Origin of the sequence: Dyadobacter arcticus, from assembly GCF_011762185.1 — a bacterium.
Taxonomy (GTDB): Bacteria; Bacteroidota; Bacteroidia; order Cytophagales; family Spirosomataceae; genus Dyadobacter; species Dyadobacter arcticus.
In genome coordinates this window covers 541,326-562,042 of the sequence record NZ_JAASQJ010000002.1, presented here as the reverse complement: position 1 = coordinate 562,042, position 20,717 = coordinate 541,326, and the positions used below count along the sequence as shown (strand labels likewise).

Below are 20,717 nucleotides of genomic sequence, written 5' to 3'. Positions count from 1 at the left end.
ACAGAAACCTATGAAATATTCAATAACAAATAGATTGGTCAAGAGGGCGCTGTCACTGTCATTCATTAGCATTTTGGCCGCTGCCACCTCCTGTAATGTCCTGGACAAAAAGCCACTGGATTCGATATCTGATGAGGCGGTGTTTAATGACCCGGTTTTTTTGCAGAACTACGTTTATAATGTTTATAACGGTATCAAACCACCATGGGCGCCTGGGACCGGTGGGTACGATGTGCTTACCGATATTGCCGTGAACCAGCCTGAGACCCATGAGCGGTCGGCAGGGATCCGCAATTACCTGGAAGGAAACCTTACTGCAGATAATGTAAACGATCTGGTGGCGATTGTCAACGGGTTGCCAGCAGCCACGCCGCTATGGGATTACGAATATGGTTTTATAAGAAAGGCGAATGTGTTCTTCGAAAATATCGAAAGTTCGACCATCACCGCCGACAAGCTGGATCCTATGAAGGGAGAAGTCCACTTCTTACGGGCCTGGATGTATTTCGAGCTGATGCGCACTTTCGGCGGGGTGCCTATTATTAAAAACAGCTTTCAGTTGAACTCAGAAAGCTTCGATGTACCCAGGAACACTTTTGACGAATGCGCGCAATTTGTCTTGGCTGAGTCAGATCTTGCAATCGGGTTTTTGGACGGTGTACCGGTCAATACAGGTAAAATCAGCAAAGCCGCAGCATTGGCTTTCAAGGCGCGGGTGCTATTGTACCTGGCTAGCCCACTCAATAACCCAAGCAATGATTTAACTAAGTGGAAAGCGGCTGAAACGGCAACCAAAGCGGTATTTGACCTCGGCTTTACCTTGCATCCCCAATATGCCGAACTCTTCAAAAAGCCTTTGAAAACAGACGAGACCATTTTCGGAAAATCATTTACACCGGCCACCAGGATACCAGGATGGGGTTACAACTACGATTTTTGGCCCAGCGGCTTCGATGCCCAGCAGCGGATTGTCCCAACCCAGACTTTTGTAAACATGTTCCAATTGACCAATGGTGAATATCCTTACGCTGCTGATGGCGTCACTGTCAATGCGGCATCTGGATATGATCCTCAAAAACCGGAAAAAAACAGGGATCCGAGATTTTATGACACCGTAATCTACCCTGGTGCAGGTCCATTGAATATCATTGATGGTTCAAAAAGTACCCAGCGGCTTTATGAATATTGGGAAGACGCCAACCCGAACCCGGACAATGCTGCTCCTTATATCAACCCGAATAAAGTGGACCCTAAAAACGGCCAGAACCTTTTCGATTTCGGCCGGGATTCTAAAACCTATTGGGTTAAGGGGCTTACCCCATTCCATTGGCGGGTTCAAACGGGTTATACATTTAAAAAGACAGATGATTTCGCCGGGCCTCGCGCAAGTTTCGACAATGACTACAACCAGATCGTGGTTTTTATGAGGTTGACCGAGTTTTATCTCAACTACGCTGAAATTCAAATGGCATTGGGTAATGAAGCCGCGGCGCGGGAATACATTAATAAGGTCAGAAAACGTTCGTCCGTTAACATGCCAGACATCAAAAGTACGGGCGCTAACCTGGTGAGGGATTACCGGAACGAAAGAGCGATAGAATTGCATTTGGAAGATTCCCGTTTCTTTGACCTGATGCGTTGGAAAGCAGCTCCGGGCAATGTTGATATCGCAATCCGCGGGTTGACGAAAGTGACTATGGACTGGTCGGTTGCCAAGCCGGGAGACGCAATGGGTAAACTGACGTATACCTATGGTGTAATTCCTGAAGCTGAGGTAAGAAAACCATGGAAAGGCGATCATTACTACCTTTTCCCAATCCCAAATACTGAGATCAGAAAAAGCAACGGTGTCCTTAAACAAAATCCTGGTTACTAAAGATAATACTAGTTTTAATAATTTAGATTTAACAATTAAGTAGATGTAATTTACAGCCAATGGCGGGCACTGCTCCGTCATTGGCTTTTTAACAATATTAGTAACATTGCTATGAAATCCACCTTTACATTTCTTTTGATCGGGACCATGCTTTCCTGCATTTTCTCCTGTAAAAAGAGTGATAAACTTTTTCAACTAGTAAGCCCGGAAGATTCAGGTATTGACTTTAATAACAGGATTACAGAGAGCGATTCAATTAATCCCATTAACCTCATCAATATCTACAATGGAGGCGGTGTCGGGGTTGGGGATTTTAATAATGATGGCTTGCAGGATATCTATCTTACTGGAAACATGGTGTCCAATAAGCTGTATTTGAATAAAGGTAAAATGCAGTTTGAGGACATTACGGCCAGTGCGAGCGTAGGCGGCGATGGTAAATGGTGCCGGGGCGTGGCTGTGATCGATATCAACAACGACGGTTGGATGGACCTGTACGTGTGCGCTTCCGTGCAGGCGGACCCGGAAAAAAGGAAGAATTTGTTGTATATCAATCAGGGTAAAGCCGGAAACGGTGCGGTTACTTTCAGGGAATCTGCGGCGGAATACGGGCTCGACGATGCTTCGCATACAACCATGGCGAGCTTTTTTGATTATGACAATGATGGAGATTTGGATGTGTATCTGGTTGTCAATCAAATGGTTCCAAAGATTGATCCCTCTACATTCAAACCTATCATCGCCGACGGCTCATTCCCAAGTACCGGCCGGCTTTACCGCAACGATCCGAACCCGGCATTAAAACACCCGGTATTCACAAATGTCACCAGCGAGGCCAGACTGACGATCGAAGGTTACGGGCATAGCGTGAACATTACGGATATCAATCGGGACGGATGGAAAGACATTTTTGTAAGCAATGACTTTATCTCAAATGACCTTTTATATATCAATAACCACGACGGGACTTTTACGGATAAAGCGGCTTCTTATTTCAAGCACACTTCCGCGAATGGCATGGGGCAGGATGTGATCGACATTAACAATGATGGGCTGTCGGATGTGGTGGAATTGGATATGAACCCGGAGGATAATTACCGCAAGAAGATGATGCTCGGGCCGACCAGTTATCAGACATTTCAACTCAACGATTTCTACAAATACCAGTATCAGTATGTCAGAAATACCATCCAGGTAAACCAGGGGCCGAGGGTAAATGCCAATGACTCTATTGGCGACCCGATTTTCAGTGAAGCAGGTTACATATCAGGCATTTCTGCGACCGATTGGAGCTGGACGCCGCTCGTGGCTGATTTTGATAATGATGGATTAAGGGATCTGGTCGTTACCAATGGTTTCCCCAAGGACATTACCGATCACGACTTCATGGTTTACCGCCTGGAAGCTGCTCCGGTGACGCCGCAATCGGAAACATTGCGCCAGATACCTGAGGTTAAGCTGCATAAATACGCATTCAAAAATGGTGGAAATTTTGCGTTCACTGACGTTTCCGAAAATTGGGGACTTACGGATATAAGCTTCTCTAATGGCGCTGCCTATGCCGACCTGGACAACGACGGCGATCTGGATATGGTGGTGAACAACATCAACGACGCAGCGTCGCTCTACGAAAATACAATGATGGACGAAAAGCCTATTGATAAACATTACTTAACCATTCAATTGGTGGGTAATGCGCAAAACCGGAACGGAATGGGCGCGTGGGTGGAATTGTATTATGCGGGCGGGCATCAGACCTACGAGCAGACACCTTACCGCGGCTACTTATCAACCGTGCAATTGAATCCCTACTTTGGCCTTGGCGGAGTATCAGTTGTTGATTCGCTGATTGTGAAATGGCCGGATGGAAGCAAACAAAAAATGACCCAAGTAAAGGCTGATCAAATCGTTAAAGTCGATAAAAACAGTTCCAATGGCAGATATAACTGGAATCGCCCGGTTTTGGCACAAAGTGCAATGTTTCGTGAGATCGCTAAATCATTGGGCATTCAGCATGAGCATGCGCAAATGGACCACATTGATTTTACCATTCAAAAATTACTCCCCCACAAACTTTCCGAATACGGCCCGTCGCTGGCTGCGGGGGATATCAATGCCGATGGTTTGGACGATATCATTGTTGGTGGCAGCTCTACCTCGGGTACCACGATATTAAAGCAGCAAAGTAATGGCACATTTGTAACGAAACCCCTCGTTCCGCCGGGCGCAGATCCTAACATGTATTATCAGGATATGGGAATGCTGTTGTTCGATGCCGACCAGGACAATGATCCGGACCTTTACATTGCCCGCGGCGGATATAATGCCAAATCCGATACACCCGCTTATCGTGACCAGTTTTATGTCAATGATGGCAAAGGGAATTTCAAACTGGATACACTTTCATTTACCCAAAATTTCACCAGCAAATCTTGCGTAAGGGCTGCGGATTTTGATAAGGATGGAGATCTCGATTTGTTCGTAGCTGGCAGGGTCGATCCGTGGAATTATCCCAAACCTGTTTCCAGCTTTATTTATCGGAATGATTCAAAAAATGGGAACATCAAATTTACAGATGTTACCCCAAAGATCGCGGGAGCATTGAGCAACATCGGACTGGTATGCGACGCTGTTTTTAGTGATTTCGATAACGACGGCTGGCCCGACCTTGTGCTGGCTGGCGAATGGATGCCCATTACATTTTTGAAAAATGAAAAAGGTGTTTTCAAAAATGTAACGGCTGCGACCGGCATTTCTGGCCAGAAGGGCTGGTGGAACAGCCTGACAACCGGCGACTTCGATAATGATGGCGATACGGATTACATCGTCGGAAATCTGGGCAAAAACTCCTTTTTCCAGGCGACAGAGCAATATCCGGTGTCTGTTTATGCCAAAGATTTCGATAACAATGGCAGTTATGATGCCTTCCCTGCCCTATACCTGCGCACCAGCCAAAGTGATTCTGCCCAGAAGGAATATCCGGCACATATGCGCGATGACGCTGTAAAGCAGATGATCGGCATGCGTGCCAAATTTCAAAACTACAAGACGTACGCAAATGCTACAATAGATCAGCTTTTTACAAAGGAGCAATTGGAAGGGGCTTTGGTATTAAAAGCAAATAACCTCAGTTCCAGCTATTGCAGAAATGATGGCGGCGGCAAATTTACGCTGGCGCCCCTGCCATTTACCTCCCAATTATCAGCATTAAATGGTATGATCGCTGATGATTTTGACGGCGACGGAAATCTCGACCTCGTTATCAATACCAATGACTACGGAACCGACGTATCCATTGGCCGTTACGATGCTTTAAATGGACTGGTACTGAAAGGCGATGGCAAGGGAAATTTTACCGCTAAGTCAATTCTGGAAAGCGGCATTTTTATTCCTGGTAATGGAAAAGCATTGGTAAAACTGAGAGGAAAGGATGGCAAATACCTCGCCGCTGCGGGGCAAAACAGGGGGCCATTGAAGGTGTTTGAGCTCAAAAACACTATGAAGACCATTCCTATGAAGCCGGGTGACGTGACCGCTGAAATAACATTCACCGATGGACGAAAACAGAAGACAGAGGTAAATTATGGCTCGTCGTTTCTTTCCCAATCAGCGAGATTTCTTACCATTGGAAAAAATGCAAAGTCGTTAACCGTCACCGAAACGACCGGCAAAACGAGAAAAGTCGACTTTTGAAATACCCATTACCCTTTAACCCTCTTAAAAAAGAATGAAAAAAGCAGTAAATGCGATCTGTGTTTCGATCCTATTTTTAAGTTTGATCGCTGGCTGTAAGCAAAAAGACAAATTCAATGTGGATGATCCTGAGATATTGCATCAAAATCAGGATATGCTTACCCAGGTGATCATTTACGATGTTTTTTCCCCGCCTGTCGCAAGCCGCATTTACGCATATTCCTCGCTCGCATCCTATGAAGCCGTTCGTTTTGCAAAGAAGGGAAGTCCGTCGATTGTCGAGAGGCTTAACGGATTTGGCAAAATGCCGCAGCCGACGACAGGAAAGGATTATAACTACACCTTAGCCGCTACCAAAGCATTTTTTACCGTTGTCAGGATGGTAAGAGTATTTTCTGTGGATTCGTTAAGTGCTTATGAAGAGTCGGTTTACAATAAATTCAAAGAAAATCTGGACGACTCCACCTACCTGCGCTCTGTTGCTTTTGGCGATACGGTTGGTAAAGCAATCCTGGCAAGGGCGAAAGTGGATGGGTATATCAAGTCACGCGGGAAGCCCAAATATCTTGGCAGCGCGGATCCAGGCAAATGGAGGCCAACCCCGCCGGATTACATGGATGGGGTAGAATGGTGCTGGAATACCATGCTGCCCATGGCGCTCGACTCTGCATCTCAATTCATGCCGCCCAGGCCGCCCGCATTCAGCAAGGATACCAATAGTGCATTCTATCAGGAAGCAAAAGAGGTTTTTACAATTGGTAAAAATTTAAGCGAAGAACAAATTGCCATCGCCCGTTTCTGGGACGATAACCCTTTGGTGATGGAACATTCCGGCCACCTGACCGTCGGTAAAAAGAAGATCACCCCCGGAGGTCACTGGATGGGGATTGCGGCCATTGCCGCCAAACAGACAAAGGCCGATGGTGTCGAGACAGCCCAGGGATATGCTCTAACCGCTATAGCATTGTACGACGCGTTCATTGCGTGCTGGGATGAAAAATATCGCAGCAGCGTGGTGAGGCCGGTCACAATCATCAACGAAATCATCAGCCGTGAATTTGTACCTTTTTTGCAAACACCCCCTTTTCCCGAATATCCGAGCGGACATAGCGGCATCACCGCGTCTGCGTCTACGGTGCTGGCGCATTTGTATGGAGGTAATTTCGCATTCCAGGATACCAGTGATTTGAGGTATATCGGCATGCAGCGCCGTTTCAATTCATTCCAGGAAGCCGCCGCAGAAGCATCTATCAGCCGATTGTACGGCGGCATACATTACCGGAGAAGTGTCGACGAAGGCGCGAAGCAAGGGAAAAAGGTAGGAAATCAAATTATTGGGAGGTTGAGGCTATAAGGTAATGTGTAGTCAAGAGTTGTCAAAAGTAGTCAGGGGTGGTCAGATGTTGTTTAGGGTGGTTCGGAAATGCTTCGGGGTTGTTTTGAGAGTATGTATGTACATTGTATACATGTAATGTTTATTTTGACGATTTTTTGAATTTTGGATGTAGGGTTTTGGATAGATTTTCGGCGTATTTTAGTTCATATTTTTAATGTATAGTATTGATAGTAAGCTTTTTAGATGAGTATTTTGAGTTAGTTTTAATATCGTATTAATGCTATTTTTTGGTGCCCTAATGATATAATGGTATATTTGAACATATAATACATAGTATTGGATTTTGTAAATCTGGGACGTTTATATGGTGAGTTTGGGGTTGGATATCGGTGGAAGTCATGTCACGGCAAGTGTCATTGATCTGTCGGCTCCGGGTAAACAACCGCTGCGTTTGTTAAGAAAGGGCATTGATAGTTTTGATACCGCTTTTAAAATAATAGAGGCGATCAGTAATTGCGTCAGGGAGATATTAAATGATGGGACTTTGGTTGCGGAGGTTGGTATTGCATTTCCCGGCCCGTTCGATTATGAAAAAGGAGTTAGTACCATCCGCAATGTGGGTGGAAAATTTGAGCAGACATTTGGTATTCACCTGAAACAGGCATTGAAAGACGCCACCGGACTACAAAACACGCTATTCCGGTTTTCAAATGATGCGCATTGCTTTGCCGTTGGGGCTTATGCCCGAACCAGGCTAAGCGGCGAGCGGGCTGTTTTTCTTACATTGGGAACCGGGTTTGGATCTGCATTCATGGAGAATGGAATGCTGGTCTCACATCATCCTGCATTGCCAGAGATAGGGGCATTCTACAATGAACCGTTCAGAAGCGCAATTGCGGACGACTATTTTTCAACGCGTTGGTTTCACAAAACATACCAGCAGGCTACGGGTTGCGAGATTAGTGGTGTAGAGGAACTGGCTAAACTGAATTCGGATCTATCGACAAACATTTTCAATGAATTTGGGGCGAATCTTGGCTCGTTTCTCTTGCCATGGCTACAAAAATTTGAATGCGACGAATTGGTCATTGGCGGAAATATTTCCAGGGCCAATCTACGATTCATCGCATCGTTAAAAAGGCAATTACCTGGTCATGTGAACATCACTTTTTGCGAAGACACCGAGGAATGCATCTTAACAGGAGCGGCCTATCTGGCAAAGCAGGAAAATGGCGTTGTGCATGACGATATTACTTACTTGAATCATGCCGCCGAATACGATATTCTTTCATTGGCAGAAAGACTGTCCGATGAAAAAGTTGCGGTGATCGATGGCGAGGGAATTGTATCCTGGGAAGCTTTCCGGCATGAGCTGCATCTTGAATTGATTGAAAAGGGCAAGCGTGTCTTTTGGTATGATATCAATTCCTGCCGCATGGGCAATGAAAACCCGTACCGCGTTTTTGATGATAAAAAGATAAATATGCTGCGTCCGGACCCTGCAGTGGATTTATGCATTGTTTATGGGACTGGGGCTGCGTTAAGCAAATGGGAAGGGAAATTGGTCCATCTGAACCTGGCCCAAAAAGTGAATTTGGCCTAATATAATGAGTGTGGCGGAAAAGGGAAGTTTAAACTAACGTGCCTTGCAAACAAAACCTGTAAAACATTTTATTTCCCTTATCACGCTCATAGCGGCGCTGGGAGGATTTTTGTTTGGGTTTGATATGGCAGTCGTGAGCGGTATCATCGAGCCGGTAAGGACGCAGTACGGTTTATCGGCTGCGGAAGAAGGTTTATTTGTTTCATTCGCATTGCTGGGGTGTATTGCCGGAGTTGCCTTTTCAGGATACCTGAGTGATAGGATAGGAAGGAAAAAAGTCCTTTTTGTTGCCGCAGCTTTATTTTTTGTAAGTGCTATTGGATTTTCATTCTCAGGAACATACACAATTCTTATTATATTTAGAATACTCGCCGGTGTGGGTGTGGGAGTAGCCTCTAATGTGTCGCCGCTCTACATTTCTGAAATCGCACCGGCCCGAAAGCGGGGAGGATTAGTGACTTTTTATCAGCTTGCTATTACCGTCGGCGTACTGGCGGCTTATTTGAGTAATTTGTTTTTGCAGCGATATGCGGTCGCGCATTTGGGGACCGGAAGCGGGTTAGTACATTGGTTGTTTGCAGAAGAAGTATGGCGTGGTATGTTTTTCGTGAGCGTGATCCCTGCGTCGCTGTTTTGCTTTTTATTAATGATTGTACCTGAAAGCCCGCGCTGGCTTGTAAAGAACGGCCGGAATGAGGAGGCATTGGACATCTTGGTAAAAATAAGCGGTGAAGAAGGCGGGCGTTTCGAACTGGAAGCGATCAAAGAAGTAGCTGCTCAAAAATCAGGCGGTTTGAAAGAATTAATGCAATTCCCGTTACGCGGATTGTTAGTGATGACCATGATATTGACAGCCTTATCCCAATTCAGTGGTATTAATGGCGTTATTTTTTACGGTCCAACCATTTTGAAATCGGCAGGGATTGTTACCAGCGATGCATTGCTTTACCAGGTCATGCTGGGGACGGCAAGCATGCTTTTTACATTGATCGCCATTTGGAAAGTGGATACCTGGGGACGCAGGTCGCTGTATTTGATCGGGTCATTCTGGGCGGCGGTGGCACTGGCATTAACTGGCATTTGTTTTATGTATAATGTCAATGGATGGGGTATGTTGTTCTGTATCATGTTGTTCCTCTTGTTTTTCGCATTTTCGCTCGGGCCGTTGAAATTCGTAATCGCGACCGAGGTTTTTCCCATGCATATCAGGGGAACTGCATTGTCGATCTGCATTATGACCATGTGGGTTTCTGATTGGATCGTCAATTTATTATTTCCAATCATGCGGGATGGATTAGGGATTGCAAATACGTTTTTTGTGTTCTCTTTCTTTTGCGTCTGTTCCTATGTATATGCCAAAATGAAATTGTTTGAAACGAAAGGGAAAAGGCTGGAAGAAATTGAGCAGGCCTTAAATTCGGGCAGTGTAATTAGTGAAGTGAAGGTTTGAAGTGTTGTGTTAACAAAGTATCAAAAATGAAAAAGCAGTTCTTATTTCTTGCCGCGATAGCTGGCGCAATTACATTACTGGTCGTTTCCTGTTTTCAAAAGAACGGGACGTTGAAACGATCCGGCAATGAGCCTGTGAGTTATAATTTTGAAATCCGCCCGATCCTGTCGGACAAATGTTATGCTTGCCATGGCCCCGATGCAAAGAAGCGGGAAGCGGGTTTGAGGCTCGACATGGCGGAGAGCGCCTATGCCAAATTGAAAGAAGGCAAGGGTTTTGCGATCTTCCCAGGCAAACCCGAGCAATCGGAGGTTTATAAAAGGATCACCTCGGTAGATCCATACTACCAAATGCCGACGCCTGAGTCACATTTAGGGCTTTTGAATGAAACGGAAATCGGCCTCGTTCGCACCTGGATCGAGCAGGGCGCCAAATATGAAAAACACTGGGCTTTTACAACCCCGGTTTTGCCAGCCGTTCCGGAAGTATCGAATACCGACTGGCCCAAAAACGCAATCGACCATTTTGTATTGAAGAAAATGGAAGGGGTAGGACTGGCGCCGAACGAAGAAGCGGACAAAAGTCATTTGCTGAAAAGAGCAGCGCTAGACCTCACCGGTTTGCCGCCGTCATTGGAAATGCAAAAGAAGTTTGAAGCCGACGGAAGCGATAAAGCCTACGAAAAAATTGTGGATGAACTGCTTGCTCAAAAGACATATGGCGAAAAAATGGCGATTTACTGGCTGGATGTAGCGCGGTATGCGGATTCATATGGATATCAGGATGATGAAGTGAGGACCCAATGGCCGTGGCGCGACTGGCTGATTAACGCGTTTAATAAGAACTTATCTTATGATCAGTTTTTGTCGTGGCAGGTAGCCGGGGATATGCTGCCCAATGCGAATAAAGAGCAAATTCTGGCAACGGCATTTTTCCGCAACCATAAATACACAGAAGAAGGCGGGGTAATCCCGGAAGAGTACCGCATTGAATACAACATTGATAAAACCAAAACATTCAGTACGGGCGTATTGGGACTTACCGTGGAATGTGCACAATGCCATGATCACAAATATGACCCGATTTCGCAGGAGGATTATTACCGGATGTTTGCTTTTTTTAATAACTCCAAAGAGAAAGGTTTTGAAGGAGATATTTCTCAAACAAAACCTGCCAAAATGCCGGTCATGACGATTTCAGATGAGGAAGCAAAATCATTGCTTTCATTCATCAACCGACCGGATACGAGTAGGCTGATGGTTTCCGTGTTGGGTGACCTGGACACGCTCCGGCCCACACATATCCTTAATCGTGGAGTGTATGATGCACCCGGGAAGGTAGTTACTGCGGCGGCACTGCCAGCGGTCATGAAATTTGACACTGTAAAACTTCCCCAAACGAGACTAGGACTTGCTAAATGGACGACCAGCAAAAGCAATCCCTTGACAGCTAGGGTTTTTGTAAACCAGATCTGGCAGGAATTCTTCGGTCGAGGCATTGTAAAAACAACCGGTGACTTTGGAATGCAGGGTGACTTGCCAACAAACCCAGCATTGCTGGACTGGCTTGCGGTAGATTTTATGAATCATGGCTGGGACATTAAAAGACTCGTGAAGCAGGTTGTGACCTCAGCGACGTACCGTCAGTCGGCAAAGATCACAGAGGAAAAAATGAAAGCAGATCCCGACAATATTTATCTCTCACACAGTCCTCGTTATCGCTTGCCAGCCGAGCTTGTACGGGATATGGTATTATCTACCAGTGGGTTATTGAATCCAAAAATCGGTGGGCCTAGTGTGAAACCTTACCAGCCAAAAGGACTTTGGGAGGCTGCCACATCGGGTCGCGGAACGCTGAGGACTTACCAGCAGGACAAAGGTGAAGCGCTGTACCGGAGAGGAATGTATACTTTCATTAAACTGACAGTGCCGCCACCTTCCATGATTATTTTCGACGCCAGCAACAGAGACCATTGCGAGATCAAACGCTCCAAAACAAACACGCCGTTGCAAGCGCTCGTGATGCTGAACGACCCGACGGTGCTGGAGGCGTCCAGGGTACTCGCAGAACGCCTGATCGTGAAATCGACAAATGTGGAAACCAACATTAAAACATCCTTTCAAAAAATCGTTTGCCGCGCCCCGACGGATAAGGAAATAAAGCTGCTGACAGACTATTACAATAAAGAAGCATCGATGTTTTCAAAGGATAAAAAGTTGGCTTTTAGAGTATTGAATATAGGAGAGTACCCACACGAGCCGAAGACCAATGAAGTACAAGCCGCCGCCCTGATGCGGGTGATCAATGCTTTGTACAATATGGAAGAGACGATTACGAAGAGCTAGATTTTAAGCTCTTAAGCTATTAGCTATTAGCTATTAGCTTTTAATAAAATCGGCCTAAACCGCAGCGACAGAATTTAAAACTAGAATTGAGACGAATATTTAATAAAAAAATTAAAAGCTAACAGCTAATCGCTAACAGCTAATAGCCAAAAGTTCAAAAACATGGAAAAGCCAATATTTGATCATGGAATGAATACAACCCGCAGGCACTTTTTGTCCAAGATGAGTCTTGGGCTTGGAAGTGCTGCTTTGGGGTCGCTTTTGATACCTAACCTTTTCAAAGGTGGCGGCGGAGAGGGTGATGTAGAAGAGTTGATGGCGGGATTGCCGCACTTTGCACCAAAGGCCAAGCGGGTGATTTATCTGTTCCAAAACGGTGCGCCGTCGCAGTTGGATCTGTTTGATTACAAACCCATGCTTAACAAAATGCATGGTGAAGACCTGCCGGAATCCATTCGTGGCGGCCAGCGGTTGACGGGTATGACGGCGAATCAGGCAAAGTTTCCTCTTGCTGGTTCGATATTTAACTTTAAGCAGCACGGAAAAAGTGGTGCATGGATGAGCGAGCTGCTGCCACATATGGCCAGCATTGCAGATGATCTTTGCATCATTAAAACGCTCAACACAGAAGCAATTAACCATGACCCTGCGCTCACGTTCTTTCAGACAGGCGCACAGGTTGGCAACAGGCCTAGTTTCGGTTCCTGGCTGAGTTATGGCTTGGGAAGTGAAAATCAGAACCTTCCTGGTTTTTGCGTGCTGTTATCACGCGGAAAAGGGAATGGACAAGGGGTATATTCCAAACTCTGGACAAACGGCTTCCTGGATTCGGTACATCAGGGCGTCCAGTTCAGCAGCGGCGAAAACCCGGTTCTGTATCTTAATGATCCGGATGGTATGGACCGGACGCAGCGCCGCGAAATGCTAGATAATCTTGCGGAACTAAACCAGGGGACATTTAATGATTTTGGTGATCCGGAAATAACTGCCAAAGTGCAGCAGTACGAAATGGCATTCCGTATGCAAACTGCAGTGCCGGAAATCACGGATATGACCAAGGAGCCCGAATCGATTGTGAAAATGTATGGTCCGGAATGTCTTGTACCAGGAACTTATGCGGCTAATTGCCTTTTAGCCCGGAAGCTTTCCGAGCAGGGTGTGCGTTTTGTGCAGCTCTATCATCAGGGCTGGGATAGTCATGGCGGGCTGCCAACGGAAATTAGAGGCCAATGTCTTGATGTGGATCAGGCTTCTGCTGCGCTTATAACAGATCTAAAACAACGTGGATTGCTGGATGAAACTTTGGTGATCTGGGGCGGCGAGTTTGGGCGTACCAACTATTGCCAGGGAACGCTTACAAAAGATAATTATGGCCGTGATCATCACCCGAGGGCATTTACTGTCTGGATGGCTGGCGGCGGCGTAAAGCCCGGGATTGTCTACGGTGAAACCGATGAGTTTGGATACAATATTGTGAAAGATCCCGTGCATGTCCACGACTTTCACGCGACCATACTGAATCAGCTTGGCCTCGATCACGAAAAACTCATTTTCAAACATCAGGGACGCCGGTATCGGCTTACGGATGTGGCTGGTAAGCTAGTGAAGGGACTTATTGCCTAATGGCAAGAAAAATTCAAAAACTAACCTCTCATCAAGTGCGCAGATATTTTTCAGACTGGAAAGAGCTGATTTACAATTTAGCCTTCTTCCTGAACGGCTTACTGATATTTCTTTTGCTTTTTGAAAGTCGTTTTTCCGTCCCTTTCTGGATGCAGTCGGTGGGCAGGATGCACCCGCTGGTTTTACATTTTCCGCTCGTAGTCCTGATCCTTTACAGCTTATGGGTTGTGATAATCGAAAAGCCGGACTCGACCCGATGGAATGCGGAGCTTGGAGAAAGTTTATTGATCATCGGTACGTTTACTGCGGCTGTCGCAGCATTTTCTGGGTTCGTGTTGTCGAAAGAGGATGGTTATGAATCGGATACGTTACAGTGGCATAAATGGCTTGGCGTTGCCATCTCACTGACCAGTTTGATCTGGTATGCATCCAGAAAGTATCTGGCGCCCTGGAAGTTATCTTCAAAAGCAGTCGCGGGTGTATTCCTGGTATTGCTTTTTGTGGGTGGACACCTTGGCGGGAATCTGACCCACGGGGAAGACTTTTTAATGTCACCTCTTGGACCATCGGTTGACGAAACCCCAAAAGTAGCGTTTGAGGAAGCCAAGGTATATGACAACCTGGTTAGACCGGTTCTGGAGCAGAAATGTCTTTCATGCCATAATGAGGAAAAATCCAAAGGAAACTTGCAAATGCAGACCCAGGCTTTACTTACCAAAGGTGGTAAGGGAGGAGTTCTTTGGGATACTACCAAAGCCGATCTGGGATTGTTGATCGGTCGCCTGCATTTACCGCTGGACGATAAGAAACACATGCCGCCACGTGGAAAAGTGCAGCTGACAGAGGAAGAATTGGTATTACTGGCAGCCTGGGTGAAAAGCGGACCCCGATTCGATCAACTAGTGAGCTCGCTATCTCCGCAAAACCCTGTGTATACGTATGCGCAAAACGTCTTGGGCGGTGACCGTACCGAAGAGCAATACGATTTCAGTGCGGCCGATCCGGATGAGATCAAAAAGCTGAACACCACTTATCGCCTCATCAAACCCTTGTCTGCGGGTTCCCCGGCATTGTATGTGAATTTTTACAACCGGGCAAATTTTAAGAGCGAAGAAATTGCCGGTCTAATTCCATTGAAGGATCAGATCGTCTCGATGGACCTGAGCAAAATGCCAGTGAAAGATGAAGACTTGAAAACCCTCGCCGGATTTCCTGAGCTTCGTAAGGTGATCCTGAATTTTACGGACATTACCGGCGCTACATTAAATGAGCTGAAAAATCTCAGTAAACTCAGGGAATTATCATTGAGCGGTACGGGGGTAAAGATGGCGCAGGTAAAGTCGCTGGAAGGCATTAAGTCCCTAAAAAGGGTATATATCTGGAATACCGGCCTGAGTACCGACGAACTTGCCACATTGAAAAAGGGTCAGAAAATTACTTTTGAAACAGGTTTCCGGAGCGATACCCTGATTCTCCCGCTTAACCCACCCATCATCGTTACCGAAAAACAACTCATTACCAAAGACGAAACGGTTTCCATGAAACACCAGATCAATGGGACCGTCATTCGCTATACGCTTGATGGCAGCGAGCCAGATAGCGTACAATCCTTAATATACGACAAACCAATTGCCATCACCAAAAACGTCGACCTGAAAGCAAGGGCATTTCGGACTGGTTGGTATGGTAGTAAAGGTGTGGACAAGTACTTTTTCAAAGCGGGTTATCCGATCGACAGTGTGCGGCTGATCACACCGGTGGACTCACGATACAAAGGCAAGGGCGCGGAATCGCTTTCCGACGGCAAGGTAGGAGATACCGAGCGGGTCAGCGGGACTTGGCTGGGATATGTTGAAAATGATTTTCAAAGCTACCTCTTCTTCAATAAACCCGTAAAGGCCAGCAATGTTACATTCAGTATGCTGCGGAGCATAGGAAGCTCTATTTTTCCTCCGACCCGATTAGAAGTTTGGGGAGGACCCAATGAGAAATCCCTTAAACTATTAAAAGTAATCACCCCTGAGGTGCCAACAAAAGATATGCCTGGCGCTGTAAACCTCGTTTACGAAGCTTCGTTCGAACCTCAAGAACTGAGCTGCATCAAATTGGTCGCAAAACCTTTAGGAAAATTGCCGGCCTGGCATGGAGGCAAAGGACAAAAAGCCTGGGTGTTTATTGATGAGGCTATTGTGAATTGAGTGCTATTGACAATTTGAAACTCATCTGCGATGCATTGAAATAGCTATTCTATCTCTAGGACCACGCCCCCTTTCTACTTTTTATAAACGCGATAAAGCTTGCCCTGATCGGTCACGGCATATAATGCACCGTCTTTGCCCTGGGTAACGTCCCGGAAACGCTGGCCTTCGCCGGAAAGGAGTCTTTCTTCACCGACTACCTTGTTGTTTTCGATCACAAGCCTGGCAATGTGCATGCTGCTCAATCCGCCGATAAAAAGGTTGTTTTTCCATTCAGGAATGCTGTCGCTGCTGTAAAATGTAATACCGCTCGGCGAAACCACAGGGTCCCAATAATAAACCGGCTGTTCCATACCTTCCTTCACCTGAATAGAATCTCCCATTTTCTTGCCGCTGTATTCTATACCATAGGTAATGGTCGGCCAGCCGTAGTTTTTGCCTGGTTCAATACGGTTCAATTCATCGCCGCCTCTCGGGCCAAACTCAACTTCCCATAAATCGCCTGAAACTGGGTGAAATGCAAGACCTTGAACATTCCGGTGTCCATAGGAATACAGTTCCGGCTTCGCACCCGCTTTGCCTTCAAATGGATTACCTGCAACAGGTTTGCCTTCCTTTGTAATGCGGACCACTTTTCCCAGGCTGGAATTCAGTTGTTGGGCCTGTGGACGCGAGATTGTATCTGAACGTTCGCCGGTACTGATGATGAGGTCGCCATTTTTATCAAAAAGAATGCGTCCACCATAGTGAAGGTTACTTGGAAATGCTGGTGTAGCGCGGTAAATGACGGTTACTCCTTCAATTTTCTTTTCGTCGGTGGAAAGTTTTCCTTTTGCAACCGCAGTCAGGTTGCCGCCGGGCCGGGCTTCTGCAAATACCCAGTATACCATTCTATTTTTCTCAAATTCGGGATCAACGCGGATGCCCAGTAAGCCGCCTTGCCCTTCGGCATTGACGGTGGGAATGCCGGTAATCGGGGCACTTACCACACCGGCAGTTGTTGCTATCCGCATAGTACCCGCTTTTTCAGTAATGATCAGGCGGCCATCCGGAAGGGCTGTAATGCCCCAGGGATTTTTAAGGTCACTGAATAAAACTTTCCCTTGGTAAGCAGTCGCCGATTTGACACGTTCGATCCTTGTCTGGCCTTCAAATGCAGGTTTGTAATCCGAATTGGCCTTTTGGGTTTCAACGGGACCGGTTGTGGTGCTGTCTGTTTGTGAAACATCAGAAGTTTCCGAGTTCTTTTTCTGGCAGGAAGCAAAAGCAAAAGCCGCCACAGCTAGGGTTAGCAGAATACTTTTTGTCATTGGTAAAAAGGTTAAGAGTTCATATCAGATAATGGCAAATATAGCTTACCTATTGCATTGCCAAACCTAATCCCCTCACCAGTAAGATGTCAGCATGATTTTAAACTACATCAACCTTAACGCTGCCTTTGAACACATCTTTTAGGAAGTTTTTGAATTGGGTCAATAAGGAATTCATTTTCATAATCGGGAATTTTGTTTGGAATAATTGAGTAAACCAAAGTACGTAAATTTCTGATTTGTAAATTTAATGAATCTGGGTCACCGTTATGCTCGAAATGATCTCGTTTCCATCAACGTCATATCCGGCAACGGTCAAAGCTGAATTAAAGGAAGCATTAATCAGCGCAAGGCGACCACCTTCAGTTACAGTAGTAATTTGCGCTATTCCGATAAGTTCGGAGCTACCTGGTGAGCTTGCTACCCGTGTGTAAGGCAATTCTACTTCATTGATAGTGAGAATAACCGCACCTTGGCCAACAGTGTTTACTTTGAAGAGAACCTGATATGTGCCAGGATTACTCAGGTAGAAATGGCCGAAGAAATTCCGGTCAATATTGGTGTTATTCGGAAGGCTGTTAAAAAAATTGATGTTCGCGCGCGGCAGGACCGACATATCACCAACACTTGCCTGGGTGTAAAAATGTCCGAAGGCCAATGACGTAGTGGTTGCCGTCTTTGCATGAAGTGCATAGGGCACACTTAATAATTGGTTCGTTCCTGAAATGGTATAGTTATTTCCTCCAGATGGATCCGTTTCACTTCTAACAAAAAATGGACCGGCTATACTATTGTTCAGAGAAGGAGCCCAGTTGATTGCGGGAAAGGAACCGTTAACTATGGTTCCAGTGCCGATGACTAAGCTAACGAGCCCGTTGGCATTCGTAGTGGGCATGTGGGTTTCTACATAAACGGCGTCGCCGGTCACAGAACCTTGTAAGATACTGATTCTCACCCCCACCGTTTTATTGGTAACCAAATCGCCAGTTGCGCCCCGAACCACCGCCTGATAGCTCATTTTTTCCGGCGCCTGTGCGAAGAGGGAAAGATTGATCAATATGATAAGTGTGAGAGTAGTGCCTGTTAGTCTTAGTGTTGTTTGCATGTGCCTTAATTTTTTATGATTTTAAATTCTTTGAAATCGTTGCCGTTGATAATTTGCAAAAGATATACTGCGGGACCGAACCCTGAAAAATCGATCTGATTATGGCCGCGCGGAAGCTGTTTTTCCTCAATGACCCTGCCATTTAGATCGAATATGCTGTAAAAAATTACTTGCCCGTCGTCAGGTCCGCCTTTTATATTGAGATTGTCGCTGACAGGATTTGGATAGATCTGAATAGAGGTCAAACTCTGATTTATTTTAACAGCCAGTATACGAGAGTAGGTAAACGTTTGATCAAAGTCGGTCTGTTTGAGCCGGTAGTAATTGATACCGGGGTAGGGCTTAAGGTCTGTCCAGCTGTATTTTTGAAGCTTATCGCTATTTTCACCAGACTGTAACCGAGTTGCCTCTTCGAAAACAGAACCGTTATTACTCCTTTCAACTGTAAAAAAGTCGTTGCTGAATTCATTTGCTGTCTCCCAGTGAATTAGGACTTTGTCATGGTTCACCGGAGAAGCTTCAAAAAGAACAAGGGTTACTGGGAGTTCACTTTCGCTGATTGGAGGTTGTTGTAGGCCCTGGTTAACAGTCCCTGTGCCTCCGGTGCTGGTGCTGAAGAAAGGTTGCCCTATTGAAAAGGTTACACTACCGTTAACTCCGGATGCGGTACCGCCGGATGAAACAAAGCCTTGTTGGGCCTCGGCTGTTAAATTACCCAAAGCAAGCATAACCGCTAAACAGAGAGCAAATTTAAGGCAAACATTATTTTGTTTAGATTCCACTCTTAGTTCCAGCAGGTGAATTGGCAGATTTAATATCTCGAAATTGTTGAATGTGTAGAAACTTAGTGTAAACCATTGATTATGCGGCTCCCTTAATTATTCAGCGGTCTGGTGCTATTTTTTGGGCGTTTATAGAATTCAAACATACACCCCAAATCCTTCTAAAATCTACTCTAATTTTATAGGCAAATCTTAGTATCACAACCCCCCTGGCATGCTTTTACTGTACCGCACATATCAATTCCATTACAGAATATTCTGCATTACATCCTTTTGAGATTATTTATGAGCTTACTTGAAGTTAAGATATTGTCCTTTGAACATATCAGTGAATTGCCCGGTTCGTGGTCTAAAAGCGACTACATTAATCTCCTTAATGCCATGGATTTTGATAATCCGGAGGAAATCAAGGATGCCGAGATCAAAGAAATGTGCATGATGGCCTTAACCGATTTTGAGCCAGAAAAAGCGTCCAAAATTGTATTGTCTTATGTTATTGAGGACCGGCTAACCGAGGGGCAGATTGAAAACTTATCTCATGAAATTCTTACCGAAAAGCTTTGGGAGGAATATCCTGAATTATCGCTTCATCCAGATTTGTTTCGTGCCACACAGTTGTTGTATGAAGCATTCAATGGAAAATTCCCGCGTGGCGAAGCGGTTCATTTTCAGGCGCAAATTAATGGGGACCTGAGCATTTTCAATGAAGATCCCGAGGCGCCGCTGGTAAGGGCATTGGTGGCTGGAATGTCTGAAAGCAGCCTTGTTAACCGTCTTTTCTCAGAAAAGTTGAAAGGTGCAACATTTGAAGAGGCGAAAGATATTTTATGGAAATTGGACACTGTTTCCAGTGATGATACTTCTGTGACTTATGATATCGTCAGCTCATCCTATTGGCTTGATGACATAAAATATGCGGACAGTTTCGAAACGGAGGCTCAGCCGGACATTGTCGAGTAGGGGTTGAGGTTGCTGTTCTGTCATTTGGGTGCGTTAAGAAATAGGGTATTTAATTTGTTTATCAGAAATTCCGGGTAGAATTTGAGGTCTAGAATGCTTCTGGAATGGTTAAAAAAGGTATGTTTGCCTTTGATCGGTCAACCTTGTATGCGATGATACTCCTGGATCTTTTATTTGTGCTGTTCGTGGGCATCTGCTGCTTTTTAGTGAGCCATGTCATCGAATACTTATTCAGGCCGAAACGCAGACGGAGAGTTCGCCGCAAGCACCGTCCGATACCAATACAGCGGAACCGTCATCACATTGAGGCCGATCTTGACAGGTTATTAGTCTTATATAAGCAAGGAAAACTGAACGAGCAGCAGTACGACTATGAAGCAAATCAGCTCATTGATCAGTTGTCCAGTCACCTATCCCTGCAATCATGAGAAGGGGG

The 20,717-nt window shown here is 45.7% G+C and carries 13 protein-coding genes; 10 read left to right on the top strand and 3 right to left on the bottom strand.

Features of this window, described 5'->3' with window-relative positions; genetic code table 11:
• The first annotated feature begins 10 nt into the window (after nt 1-10).
• The 8 genes from FHS68_RS10105 (at nt 11) to FHS68_RS10070 (ending at nt 16,124) form a co-directional block, all read left to right on the top strand.
• Nucleotides 11-1,876: a RagB/SusD family nutrient uptake outer membrane protein gene (locus FHS68_RS10105; protein WP_167269663.1), complete on the top strand. Its 1,866-nt coding sequence runs from the start codon at nt 11-13 to the stop codon at nt 1,874-1,876.
• Nucleotides 1,877-1,987: 111 nt separating this feature from the next.
• Nucleotides 1,988-5,569 carry a VCBS repeat-containing protein gene (locus tag FHS68_RS10100; protein ID WP_167269661.1) on the top strand — a complete coding sequence of 1,194 codons (3,582 nt, stop codon included), beginning with the start codon at nt 1,988-1,990 and terminating at the stop codon, nt 5,567-5,569.
• Between the two features lie 34 nt (nt 5,570-5,603).
• Nucleotides 5,604-6,923 (top strand): vanadium-dependent haloperoxidase, encoded by a 1,320-nt coding sequence (locus FHS68_RS10095; protein WP_167269659.1) that lies wholly within the window; start codon nt 5,604-5,606, stop codon nt 6,921-6,923.
• Between the two features lie 346 nt (nt 6,924-7,269).
• Entirely contained in the window at nt 7,270-8,508 is a 1,239-nt protein-coding gene (locus FHS68_RS10090) for an ROK family protein (RefSeq protein ID WP_167269657.1), read from the top strand.
• Between the two features lie 43 nt (nt 8,509-8,551).
• Complete coding sequence (locus FHS68_RS10085; protein ID WP_167269655.1) at nt 8,552-9,958, top strand: sugar porter family MFS transporter; 1,407 nt, start codon at nt 8,552-8,554, stop codon at nt 9,956-9,958.
• Between the two features lie 26 nt (nt 9,959-9,984).
• Nucleotides 9,985-12,303, top strand: coding sequence for a PSD1 and planctomycete cytochrome C domain-containing protein (locus FHS68_RS10080; protein WP_167269653.1), 2,319 nt, complete (start codon nt 9,985-9,987; stop codon nt 12,301-12,303).
• Between the two features lie 162 nt (nt 12,304-12,465).
• The gene (locus tag FHS68_RS10075; protein ID WP_167269651.1) at nt 12,466-13,926 is read left to right on the top strand and encodes a DUF1501 domain-containing protein; all 1,461 of its coding nucleotides are present in this window, start codon (nt 12,466-12,468) and stop codon (nt 13,924-13,926) included.
• 35 nt (nt 13,927-13,961) lie between these two features.
• Nucleotides 13,962-16,124, top strand: a complete 2,163-nt coding sequence (locus tag FHS68_RS10070) for an FN3 associated domain-containing protein (RefSeq protein ID WP_167269649.1) — start codon at nt 13,962-13,964, stop codon at nt 16,122-16,124.
• A 74-nt stretch (nt 16,125-16,198) separates the two neighbouring features.
• Here the strand turns inward: FHS68_RS10070 and FHS68_RS10065 are convergent, their stop codons facing one another.
• From FHS68_RS10065 to FHS68_RS10055, 3 genes are all read right to left on the bottom strand, one after another.
• A complete protein-coding gene (locus FHS68_RS10065; protein ID WP_167269647.1) occupies nt 16,199-17,434 on the bottom strand; it encodes a PQQ-dependent sugar dehydrogenase in 1,236 nt (411 codons plus the stop codon).
• Nucleotides 17,435-17,681: 247 nt separating this feature from the next.
• Nucleotides 17,682-18,539, bottom strand: coding sequence for a DUF8740 domain-containing protein (locus FHS68_RS10060; RefSeq protein ID WP_167269638.1), 858 nt, complete (start codon nt 18,537-18,539; stop codon nt 17,682-17,684).
• Between the two features lie 5 nt (nt 18,540-18,544).
• Nucleotides 18,545-19,258, bottom strand: a complete 714-nt coding sequence (locus tag FHS68_RS10055; RefSeq protein WP_167269636.1) for a T9SS type A sorting domain-containing protein — start codon at nt 19,256-19,258, stop codon at nt 18,545-18,547.
• A gap of 348 nt (nt 19,259-19,606) precedes the next feature.
• Between FHS68_RS10055 and FHS68_RS10050 the strand changes: the two genes are divergently transcribed.
• Together FHS68_RS10050 and FHS68_RS10045 are read left to right on the top strand one after the other, a co-directional pair.
• Entirely contained in the window at nt 19,607-20,281 is a 675-nt protein-coding gene (locus tag FHS68_RS10050) for a hypothetical protein (RefSeq protein WP_167269635.1), read from the top strand.
• Between the two features lie 152 nt (nt 20,282-20,433).
• Nucleotides 20,434-20,709 (top strand): hypothetical protein, encoded by a 276-nt coding sequence (locus FHS68_RS10045; protein ID WP_167269633.1) that lies wholly within the window; start codon nt 20,434-20,436, stop codon nt 20,707-20,709.
• Nucleotides 20,710-20,717 lie beyond the last annotated feature (8 nt).

What these genes read in the sequence shown, in the direction of transcription:
- FHS68_RS10080 (WP_167269653.1), top strand. Translation starts at nt 9,985, where the DNA reads ATGAAAAAGCAGTTCTTATTTCTTGCCGCGATAGCTGGCGCAATTACA.
- FHS68_RS10095 (WP_167269659.1), top strand. Translation starts at nt 5,604, where the DNA reads ATGAAAAAAGCAGTAAATGCGATCTGTGTTTCGATCCTATTTTTAAGT.
- FHS68_RS10050 (WP_167269635.1), top strand. Translation starts at nt 19,607, where the DNA reads ATGAGCTTACTTGAAGTTAAGATATTGTCCTTTGAACATATCAGTGAA.
- FHS68_RS10045 (WP_167269633.1), top strand. Translation starts at nt 20,434, where the DNA reads ATGATACTCCTGGATCTTTTATTTGTGCTGTTCGTGGGCATCTGCTGC.
- FHS68_RS10090 (WP_167269657.1), top strand. Translation starts at nt 7,270, where the DNA reads ATGGTGAGTTTGGGGTTGGATATCGGTGGAAGTCATGTCACGGCAAGT.
- FHS68_RS10105 (WP_167269663.1), top strand. Translation starts at nt 11, where the DNA reads ATGAAATATTCAATAACAAATAGATTGGTCAAGAGGGCGCTGTCACTG.
- FHS68_RS10065 (WP_167269647.1), bottom strand. Translation starts at nt 17,434, where the DNA reads ATGACAAAAAGTATTCTGCTAACCCTAGCTGTGGCGGCTTTTGCTTTT.
- FHS68_RS10075 (WP_167269651.1), top strand. Translation starts at nt 12,466, where the DNA reads ATGGAAAAGCCAATATTTGATCATGGAATGAATACAACCCGCAGGCAC.
- FHS68_RS10060 (WP_167269638.1), bottom strand. Translation starts at nt 18,539, where the DNA reads ATGCAAACAACACTAAGACTAACAGGCACTACTCTCACACTTATCATA.
- FHS68_RS10100 (WP_167269661.1), top strand. Translation starts at nt 1,988, where the DNA reads ATGAAATCCACCTTTACATTTCTTTTGATCGGGACCATGCTTTCCTGC.